The 9,773-nt window shown below is 65.7% G+C and carries 10 protein-coding genes; 2 read left to right on the top strand and 8 right to left on the bottom strand.

The genetic code is table 11. The features are described from left to right. Positions 1–26: 26 nt before the first annotated feature. From AB0E83_RS33920 to AB0E83_RS33910, 3 genes are all read right to left on the bottom strand, one after another. Positions 27–305, bottom strand: coding sequence for a hypothetical protein (locus AB0E83_RS33920; protein WP_362120430.1), 279 nt, complete (start codon positions 303–305; stop codon positions 27–29). After that, positions 289–579: a transposase gene (locus AB0E83_RS33915; RefSeq protein WP_362120429.1), complete on the bottom strand. Its 291-nt coding sequence runs from the start codon at positions 577–579 to the stop codon at positions 289–291. The genes AB0E83_RS33920 and AB0E83_RS33915 overlap by 17 nt, the downstream gene beginning before the upstream one ends. 148 nt (positions 580–727) lie before the next feature. Continuing rightward, positions 728–1,309: a S1 RNA-binding domain-containing protein gene (locus tag AB0E83_RS33910; RefSeq protein ID WP_362120427.1), complete on the bottom strand. Its 582-nt coding sequence runs from the start codon at positions 1,307–1,309 to the stop codon at positions 728–730. Positions 1,310–1,416: 107 nt separating this feature from the next. On the opposite strand from AB0E83_RS33910, the gene AB0E83_RS33905 reads away from it, so the two are divergent. Continuing rightward, the gene (locus AB0E83_RS33905) at positions 1,417–1,998 is read left to right on the top strand and encodes a hypothetical protein (RefSeq protein WP_362120425.1); all 582 of its coding nucleotides are present in this window, start codon (positions 1,417–1,419) and stop codon (positions 1,996–1,998) included. Positions 1,999–2,285: 287 nt separating this feature from the next. Here AB0E83_RS33905 and AB0E83_RS33900 read toward each other — a convergent pair whose 3' ends face one another. From AB0E83_RS33900 to AB0E83_RS33880, 5 genes are all read right to left on the bottom strand, one after another. Next, entirely contained in the window at positions 2,286–4,571 is a 2,286-nt protein-coding gene (locus AB0E83_RS33900; protein WP_362120423.1) for a LuxR C-terminal-related transcriptional regulator, read from the bottom strand. 251 nt (positions 4,572–4,822) lie between these two features. Further along, positions 4,823–5,740, bottom strand: coding sequence for an NAD-dependent epimerase/dehydratase family protein (locus tag AB0E83_RS33895; RefSeq protein ID WP_362120421.1), 918 nt, complete (start codon positions 5,738–5,740; stop codon positions 4,823–4,825). Between the two features lie 21 nt (positions 5,741–5,761). Continuing rightward, entirely contained in the window at positions 5,762–7,342 is a 1,581-nt protein-coding gene (locus AB0E83_RS33890) for a succinic semialdehyde dehydrogenase (RefSeq protein WP_362120419.1), read from the bottom strand. Positions 7,343–7,369: 27 nt separating this feature from the next. Next, entirely contained in the window at positions 7,370–7,819 is a 450-nt protein-coding gene (locus AB0E83_RS33885; RefSeq protein ID WP_362120418.1) for an SRPBCC family protein, read from the bottom strand. A gap of 67 nt (positions 7,820–7,886) precedes the next feature. Then, complete coding sequence (locus AB0E83_RS33880; RefSeq protein ID WP_362120416.1) at positions 7,887–8,807, bottom strand: acetoacetate decarboxylase family protein; 921 nt, start codon at positions 8,805–8,807, stop codon at positions 7,887–7,889. Between the two features lie 772 nt (positions 8,808–9,579). On the opposite strand from AB0E83_RS33880, the gene AB0E83_RS33875 reads away from it, so the two are divergent. Then, on the top strand, positions 9,580–9,773 hold a 194-nt coding region (locus tag AB0E83_RS33875; protein WP_362120414.1), incomplete at its 3' end, for a hypothetical protein.

The raw sequence follows: 9,773 nt of genomic DNA, 5'->3' as shown, positions 1-9,773 counted from the left end.
CGCCTCCGGGAGCGGGAAGGCGGACCTCAGACAGGCGTATCGGCCATGCGGCGACCCACCTCGGCCGCGATGTCCCTGAGCCAGGCGTGGGCGGCATCGGCCCACGCGGTGATCGCAGTCCGGACGGTGTCGACCGCGCCGACGTAGGAGTGGTGGGCGGCGTGCCAGGCGGCTGTCGTACTCAACACCTCCCAGCAGACCTCCACCAAGTGCAGGGCGCGATCCCGGTCACGGCGGGCGGCCTGGGGGGCAAGGGTGTTGCAGGCGAAAGCGATGATGCGTACGGCCTCAGCGAGCACAGTCACGCGGGTCTCCGCCCTCAAGCCATGCCGCCGCGACCAGGGTGGCACGGTGGTCGGGCGTCGGCGGTGGGTCGGTGCGAGCGCCCGCCGCATGCTGGTGCGCCCGCACGATGGTGGAGTCGACCGAGATGTCCCGGTCGATCTCACCCGCTGCATCGGCTGAGGCTTGGACCTGCTGGAGCAGACGCTTCCAGGTGCCGCCGACCGACCACAGGCGGTGGCGTTCGTAGACGGTTTTCCATGCCCCGAACCGGTCGGGCAGGTCACGCCACTGCACTCCAGATCCGCGCCCGGTGCAGGATCCCGTCGATCACCTGCCACACCGTCGGTTGCTGATCGGCAGGAACGGCCGCAGCCGTTCCCACTCGGCATCACTCAGTTCACCCCACCCCGTGCTCGCATCAACGGCTGGAGCACGCCGGCCGTCACGTGGCCGGCACGACACCTTCGTGCTGGGTGGTCTTCGGCCTGGAAAGAAAGATTCGGCGGGTCGGCACGTCGATTTCCGTGACGATGACGGTGATCTCCTCGCCGGCCTCGAAGTCTTCCACCGGACTCACCGCGGGCCGACCGTCGATCTCGCTGGAGGGGATCAGCCCGACCATCCCGTCTCCGAGCTCGACGAAGACGCCGATGGGAACTGTCTTCTCCACCGTCCCGCGGAGTTCCTGACCCACCGTGCGGTCGGCGAAAGCCCGCAGGGGATCGGGCTCCAGCGCCTTCAAGGACAGCCTGGCCTCCGCGTGGTAGGTGTCGAACTGGAGGAACTCGCACGAGACCCTCTGGCCCACCTGGACGACATCGGTGGGGGCGTCGATGTGCCGCCAGGACAGTTCCGGGATGACGATGAACCCGACGCCAGGGAAGAGAGGATGGGCAGGCCCGTCGTCCAGGGCCACGAAGACCCCGAACCGCTCGATCGCCGCAACGGTGCCGGACAGGATGTCGCCGGGGCGCAGGGTCTCCAAAAATGCCCAGAGTTCCGGGCTCTCGGACTGCCAATCCATACCGCCACCCTGGCACACGACATCGCGGGCCGCCTATGACCTCGACAGACTGAAGCCCCGCCGTGCCCCAACAACCGGAACCACGATCGGCCGGACAGGTCCTCGTCATGCGCGGCAGTGAGCACGCCTGCTGCGGGCCCGAGGACGAACGGCAGACCAACGACTTCGCCTCCGCCTTCCTCATGCCCAGAGTCAGCGTGCTCGGCCACTTGCCCTCGGGCGCGCAGGTCGGCCAGATCATCCGTGGCAAGCGGATCTGGAACGTGTCCGCCATGGCTCTCACCTACCGCATGCACGATCCGGGCCCCCTCACCGAACGGCAGTACCGCTCCACCTGCGCCGAACTCAGCCAGCTGGGGTACCGGTCCGATGAGTCCGAGGGCATGGGGCAGCGAGAGACGTACCAGGTCCTATCAAAAGTTTTCACGGCACTGCGCACGAAGCACATCAGGCCCTCCGATGTTGCCGCGGAACTCGGCCTGCCCGATGAGGAGATGAACCGGCTGCTGTTCGGGCTTGCGCTGACGTCCCTCTCCGGTGGAAGTCAGCGGGACGCCTCGGCTCCCCAGCGGAGCCTGTCCGTGGTCCGGTGGCCTCGGCTTCACATGGCCGGCCGCATGTCGCGGGCCGGAAGGGCGAGGGCCGGCCGTCCGTGGATGATCAGCCAGGCCGCGATTCACAGCGGATGACTGCGGAGTTCCTGTCCGCCTGCTGACCTCGTCGAGGCTGCCGCTCGGTGTCCGGTACCGTTCTGCCCTCCGCGTGCGTGCCGGCACCGATATCCACTCCGACAACGCATTCCCATGCGCGCTGCCGTGCGTACACGCCGTTGTGACGGGGGGCCCAGCCGCGAGTTCTTCTGTTCTTCGGCGCTCGGACGGTGCTGCTCTGCCCGCTCGTTCGTTGGCTCGGCTTCCGTGGGGCCATCGGCCGGGTCACCGGCCGTGAGCCGCTCCGAGGGAGTAGGGCGGGCCTTTCAGTCCCTCATCGCCTGTGCGATGTCAGCCCGCGTGGTGACGTCCAGTTTGGCAAAGATGTGTTCTACGTGGGTGTCGACGGTCCGTTTCGAGATCACCAGCTGGTCGGCGATTTCACGGTTGGACAGTCCTTGCGTGACCAGGGAAGCCACTTCGCGTTCGCGTGGGGTGAGGTCCGTGGTTCTCGCATGATCTGCTCGGACGCTGGGCGCGGTCTGTGGTTGAGGGGGTTTGTCGGTGTCTGCGCGGACTGCCAGAAGAATTTCATCGCCTGACATGCGGGCACCGTGACGGTGCCAGTGGTCGAAGCGCTCGGCACCGAGTTCGGCTCGGACGGTCGCGGTCACCTGGTCCTGGTGATCGAGCAGAGTGGGCAGCATTCCGATGGGGTCGCTGCCGAGTTTGCGTGCGGTTTGGGCGTAGCCGAGCAGCCATGCGGCTTGGATGTAGCGTTTCGTTGCGGTGGCGTACCAGGCCAGTCCGAGGCAGCACAGGGCGGCGACGAGTACGTCTCCGATGTCGCTGACGGCTTCCAGGGCTTGGCGGAGAGCCGGAACGCTTTCGTCTACGCGTCCTTCGAGCCAAAGGATGATGCCTTGGACGGCCAGCGTGGCGGCGTAGAGCTGGCGTTCACCAGTGTTCTCCAGGCGCTCAAGATTGGCCTGGCACCATGCCAGGGCTCCGGCGGAATCACCGAGGGCGGCTTTCAGCAATGCTCCCTCGGACCGGGTCACGGACAGGCCCAAGAGGTCGTCCGTTTCGACGAGCCGCTGGTACCCATGTTCCCATTCTGTGAGGCCGTCCTCGATCTCCCCGCCCAGTACCCGCATGGCTCCCAGGTTGGGTGCGGCAAGCAGCCGGACTCGCTGTTCATCACACCGGCCGGCGACCTCCCATGCCTGGGTGAAGTACTGGGGCGCGTTTGCGAGGTCGCTGCTCCATACAGCCAGTACCCCCGCCATGAGCAGTCCCCAGGCACGGGGGGCGCAGTCGTCGGGAGTGGCCCGCAGGCCTCGTTCGATCCAGTAGCGGCCTTCGGACTGTGTTCCCGTTGCCCGCCAGTAGGGGGCGAGTTGTGCCGCGAGCCTCAGCCCCTGTGCGGTTCGGCCGGGGGTGTTGAGGGCGTACTGCAGGGCTGCGCGGAGGTCGGCGATCTCTCTGCGGAACAACCTGTGCAGTTCGACCTGCTGGTCGGTGAGGAGTTGGTCCCACATGCGTTTTCCGAGCTGCTGGTACAGGAGGAAGTGACTCTCGCGGGTGTTCCGTTCGTCGTCGCGTTCTGTCAGCCGTTCGGCTCCGTAGGCGCGCAGCGTATCCAGCATGCGGTATCTGGTTGCGTCTTTGGTGTCGCGGTAGACGACCGATTTGTCGGCGAGGCTGCTGAGAACGGTCAGTACGTTCGCTGCGGGCAGGGACGTATCCGCGCAGACGTGCTCTGCGGAAGCCAGTTCGAAGGGACCGGCGAAGACCGACAGTCTTGCCCACAGCAGCTGTTCTTCGGCGGTGCACAGCTCGTATGACCAGTCGATCGCCTTGCGCAGGGTCTGTTGGCGTTCGGGTGGGGTGCGCCGCACGCCTGTCAGAATCCCGAACCGGTCCTTGAGGCGGGCTGTGAGGTGTTCCAGGGGCACGGTTCTCAGCCTGACCGCGGCCAGTTCCAGGGCCAGCGGGAGCCCTTCCATTGTTTCGACGAGGGCTGAGATCTGGTCGTGGTCGGTGTCGAGGACCGCGAAGTCGGGTGCGGAGGTGAGGGCCCGTTGTTCGAAGAGTGCCATGGCGTCGGCGAACGGGAGGGGGCCGATCGTGATGCAGCGTTCCGCGGGTGCGTCGAGGGGCTGGCGGCTGGTGGCCAGCACGGATACGCCGGTTGTCTCTCGCAGCAGCACATCGCACAGCGTGGCGCAGGCGTTGATGAGGTGCTCGCAGGTGTCCAGCACGATCAGAAGTCGGCGGTCCTGCAGGTGTTCGACGAGGGCGTCCATCGAGGTCGAGCCGGGCTGCTCGGGCAGGCCGAGGACGGCGGCGAGTGTGGCGGGGAGAAGTTGTGCATCGTGCAGCGCCGACAGTTCCGCGAGCCAGACTCCGTCGGGGAAGCGCTGTCTGAGGGAGGCGGCCGCTCGCAGGGCGACTCGGCTCTTGCCTACTCCGCCCGGTCCGACCAGCGTCACCAGGGGCGTCTGGTCGAGTGCATCTGAGACGGCAGCTACCTCTTCGGCCCTGCCGACGAAGCTGGTCCGCTCGACAGGCAGCTGGCCGCCGCGTTGCTGACCGAATGCAAAGCCCATGCCCAGCTACCCCGTTTTGTGTGCTTGTCGTGTGCTGTGACGCCCCACCGTAGGACATGCTTCGGCGGGACGGTGCCTGGTCGAGGCCGGCAGAGCCGGTCATGGACGGTGCGTCCGCGATCAGCTGTGCAGGAGTTGCCGGGGTCTCGAACGTGGAAGCCAGGGGTGGCGGAGCGGATGCTCGGCGACCGGCTGGTGGTGCGGGTGCGGCCGGCTGTGTTCGGCGTTGCCGGGGCCGGGCGGTGGGGAGGTCAGCCGAGGATCTCGCTGATGCCCTTGTGGTAGGAGGTGACGGTGAACTCGGGGAATCGTGCCGTGAATTTCGAGGTGTCGAAGATGTTGTCGCCGCGGTAGCGGGGCAGGAGCTCCTGGACCTCTTTGAGCTGGTTGATGAAGCGACCGCCGATGTTGAACGCAGCCAGTGGCAGCACCGAGTAACGGATGCGGCGGCCGGTGACCTGCTCGGCCACTTGGATCATTTCGGCGTAGCTGAGGCGTTGTGTGTCGACCGGGAGGTGCCAGGTCTGTCCGTAGGCGTCCGGGGTGTTGCCGATCAGGGCCATGGCGCGGCCGGCGTCCGGTGTCCAGATGAGGGATCTGGCGGTCTTGGCGCTGACGGGGACGAGGGGCCGCTTGCCTGCCTTGATGCGGTCGAAGACGAGCGAGTTGGTCAGACTCTTGGTTTTTCCTGGGCCGTAGAACTCGGGTGCCCTGCAGATGAGGGTGTTGATGGTGCCTGCGGTCATCGCGTTGAGCAGCATCGTGGCGATCTGCGCGCGTACCCGGCCCTTGCGGCCGTTCGGCTCGAAGCGGGTCGACTCGGTCTGTGGGGTGGGAGTGCCTGGGTACATGTAGGTGTTGTCGAAGAACACGAGTTTGGTGCCGTGCTTCGTGCAGGCCTCGATGACGTTGCGCATCATGGCGGGGAACTGCCGCTCCCACAGGTGCGAGTCCATGGGCAGGCCGACGGTGAGGTAGGCGATCTCGCTGCCCTCGACGGCCCGGTTCGTGGCCTCGGGGTCCGTCAGGTCTGCCGTGATGAGTTGGTCGGTGTCGTGGACCTTCGTGGGGTTGCGGCTGGCCAGTCGGATGTCGTGTGTGAAGTTGCGGTACAGCTCGCGGGTGAGCTCTTCGCCGATCGGTCCGTTGGCGCCCAGAACCGTGTGCATGAGATGTGTCGTCTTTCGTGTCTACTTGATGCCCGGCAGGCGCTTGAGGATCTTCAGGCCTGCGGAAACGATGCGGGCATAGCGTGCGGGGTCGATCCCGTCGGGTGCTCCGACCGGGATCACGCGCTCGACGGCGATGGTCTGGGACTCGGTGTACTTCAGGATGCCGTGCTCGCCGTGCCGGCGGCCCAGTCCGGAGGCCTTCATTCCTCCCATGGGAGCGTCGATCGATCCCCATGCTGCGGCGTAGGCGTCGTTGACGTTGACGGTGCCGGCCTGCAGGCGTGCGGCGACCCGTCGTCCGCGGCGCTCGTCCCCGGTCCATACGCTGAAGTTCAGGCCGTAGTCGCTGTCGTTGGCCCTGGCGATGGCTTCTTCCTCGTCTGCCACCCGGTATACGGAGACGAGGGGCCCGAAGGTCTCGTGTGCGTACACCTCCATGGTGTCGTCCACATCGGTGAGGATCGTCGGCTCGAAGAAGAACGGGCCGAGGTCCTGGCGGCGTTTGCCCCCGGTGAGGACGGTGGCGCCCTTGGACTTCGCGTCCTCGACGTGACGGATCACGGTGTCGAGTTGCTTCTGGGAGACCAACGACCCCATGTCACCTGAGTAGTCGATGGCGGCTGACAGCTTCATCGCCTCGGTCGCCGCGACGAACTTGCGGATGAACTCGTCCCAGAGCGTGCTGGGGACGTAGACGCGTTCCATGGAGATGCACAGCTGGCCGGTGTTCGAGAAGCAGGCGCGCACGGCTCCGGAGACCGCTTGATCGATGTCCGCGTCGTCGAGGACGAGGAGGGCGTTCTTGCCTCCGAGTTCCATCGAGCATTCGATGAGGTTCTCGCCGGCCTGTGCGGCCACTTTGCGTCCGACCGCGGTGGATCCGGTGAACATGAGGAAGTCCGAGTTCTCGATGATGGGCAGGCCGAGCTCGGCACCGGACCCCGTGACGACCTGGACCAGTCCGGGTTGCATGCCGGCTTCTTCGAGGAGCTCGACGGCCCACAGCGCGGAGAACGGAGTCTGGGCGTCCGGCTTGGCGAGCACCGCGTTTCCCGCGATGATCGCCGGCAGCGCGTCGCTGATGCCCAGGGTCAGGGGGTAGTTCCACGGCGAGATGACTCCGACGAGGCCTTTGGGGTGGTGCAGTTCCCACGCTTTCGTCAGGCCTGGCTGAACGCCCTGCCGTTTCTTCGGGCGCAGGTAGTCATGCGCGGTGTTCGCGTAGTACCGCGCGTTGAGGGTGACGTCCATGATCTCTTCGAACGCGTGGCGGCGTGCCTTGCCGTTCTCGAGCTGGATCAGGTCCAGGACCTCGTCCTGGCGGGCGAGGACGAGGTTGTGGAATCGGCGCAGCACCGCAGCGCGCTCTCTGACCGGCCTGGCCGCCCATGCCCGCTGGACGCTGCGGGCGCGTGCGGCAGCGGCCACGACGTCCTCGGGGGTGCCGTGAGGAACGGTGCCCAGGACTTCGCCGGTCATGGCGTTGGTGACGTCCTGGGTGGAGGTGGGATCCGCGACCTGAACGCGTCGGGCCAAAGCCTGCAGACGGCGGGAGTCGATGCGTGGTGTGATGGGCTGGGCGGGGGATGTGGTCGTCATGCGCTTGCCCTTTCGTGAGCCATGGAGTCAGCGAGGGGTCAGACTGTCCAGGTGCTCCTTCAGCCGTGCCATCGTGCGGCGGTTCTCCCGCCGGATCAGCGCTGTCGTGAGCGGTCCGACCAGGCGTAGCCTTCCGGCGGTGGTGATACGTCCCATGCGGGTGACTGTGCATCCGCCGGCTGTCGGTTCGACGCGGTAGGTGATGTCGATGATCAGCGCGTCGTCGTCGGTCGCCTGGTGGAAGGCGATGAGGCTGTCTGCAGACGCATCGGTGACCATCCCACGGACCTCTCCCAAAGGCGTGTGGTCGACGTATGTGTCGCCGATCGTCGCTGGTGATGTTCTTCCTGGTGAGGTTCCCCGATAACTTGCGGACCGGGGCAACCAGTCGCCGTACTTTCGCAGGTCGCTCAGGCAGGCATAAGCCTGTTCCGGCGTGGCCGTGGTGGTGATGGTGAGGGTGCTCTGGCGTGTCATGTGCTGCCCTCGCCCCGCCCGTGATGCGGCGCGTGGGCGCTGCGCCTCAGGGCGACGATGGTGGCGGTCAGTCGATGGAGATGACCGTGGGCATGTGCAGGGCGAGCTGCCCGGAGGTCATCACGTCCAGGCGCAGGTGGCGCACCGGCTTCAGAGAACGGATGTCGTCCGACAGGCGTCCCTCGCCCAGGGTGAGCTCGAGGTCACGAGGCAGGGTCTGCGTACCGGACGACAGGACGTTCGTCTGGCTGAACGTCCTGTGCCAGCCGCCGCCGAATCGGGTGTAGGAGTTCAGGGACGACACTGTGGTCCCGCTGCGGTGCTTCGTCTGCCGGGGCGTCCGCGCCTTCAGTTCGAGGTCGGTTCCTCCCGCGTCGTTGGCAACCCGGCCGAAGGTCGTACGGTCGTCGATATCGACGTCGATGTCGGTCACCCACTTCGGGAAGCCGTAGCCGTCATGGCCGCGGACCTGGGCGATCTCGGTGTTCACCGGCAGCGAGAGAACGTACCCGTCGAGGTGGTCGTTCTTCAAAGACGCCAGGAGATCGACCGCGCCGAAACGGCCGTGTCTGGCCGGCTTGACGGCGATACCGACGGCGGCCTCGGTGTAGAAGTCGATGTCGGCCACGTCGTAACGGAAGAGCATGAGGGACACCAGGCCAAGCCCGGGAGCGATCTGCAGCGGATCGAGCTCTCTTGGGAGGCGCTGCCGGATGGCATGCGTGGGGGCGATCATCGTCAGTCGGGCGTTCGACATCGCGTAGTAGAAGTTCGGGGTGAAGGTGGGCCCGATATTCGACTGCACCTCAACCTTGGGCTGGTTCCTGAAGAACTCGACCCCGGCTACCCGAGGGTCCTTCGCAACCTCGTCGAGGTCGGTCTGCATCCGGTAGCGGTCGAACAAACCACCTGCAGGCACGCGCACCATGCGCTCGCCCAGAGTGACCTCTACTGTGCCCTCGGGATCTGCCGCCTGCGTGTCGTCCATGACTACCACTCCCATCTTTGTGTTCCGTTTCAACGACTCCGCGGTGCGACATATTGCGACGTCGACTTCTGCCTACATAGCCGCCCGGATCGGAGCTTCCACCGGCGCTGTACAACCATCATTGCCGCAGCAGTCCACGGTTGCATCATGGGCCGGATGCGGCGACGGGGCATCGTGCACCGCCTACTTGCTGACGTGTGTTCAGTTCACTGCCCATGATGCCTTCACCGCCCCTTAGAGATACATGAGGACGGCAAGGAGGTCTATCTCGACAGGCCGCCGACCACAAACCATCCGACGCGCTCCTCGCATGCCTCGAGGCGGCAGAGAGATTGAACGACGAAAATTCCCACGAAGCCAACGGTCGCTCGCTCACGGCTGGCATGTACGGCACCGGAACCGTTCCCTTCCGGCAGGCGCTCGATAAATACGTATACCTAAATCAGCCATGCTGAACGGGTGAACCTGTACGGAGGTTTCGTATAAGCGGTTGGGCGCGAACTGACTGGAGGCCGGGGAAAGGCTGCAGGAAGCCATTTCAGAGCCGCTGCCCACCGGTGGGCTCCCGACCGGCCGCCATACCTTTCCGATCCGGGAAATTTACGTTCCAGGATGACATCAAAGATCCTCCGCCAGGAGGTTCCTTCGCATCCGTCGCCTTTCCTGCGCAGCCCGTCCGAGCACATACGTATACGTGTATCGACCAGTCCGCACTGCCCTGCGGGTTGAACAACTTCCCATCGATTCGATCCGGCCGAGTTGCGCATGCCGGATGACACGCGAAACGATTGACAAGCAGAAAAATCACGCCCAGGAGAAACCGGTGGTTGCGGCTGACCGCAGGCCGCAGGAACAACACACGTACGTATCTCGTGACGACGGAGTCGACATGACTGAGCTTCCCCCTCCGATCACCCCGTATCTGGAGCCGGCCGCGAAGGAGCTGTGCGAGGCGACCGACCCCCA

This window comes from Streptomyces sp. NPDC035033 (genome assembly GCF_040636735.1).
In the GTDB taxonomy this organism is placed as follows: Bacteria; Actinomycetota; Actinomycetes; order Streptomycetales; family Streptomycetaceae; genus Streptomyces.
The sequence above is the reverse complement of the archived record's forward strand: the minus strand, read 5'-3'. Positions and strand labels throughout refer to the sequence as shown.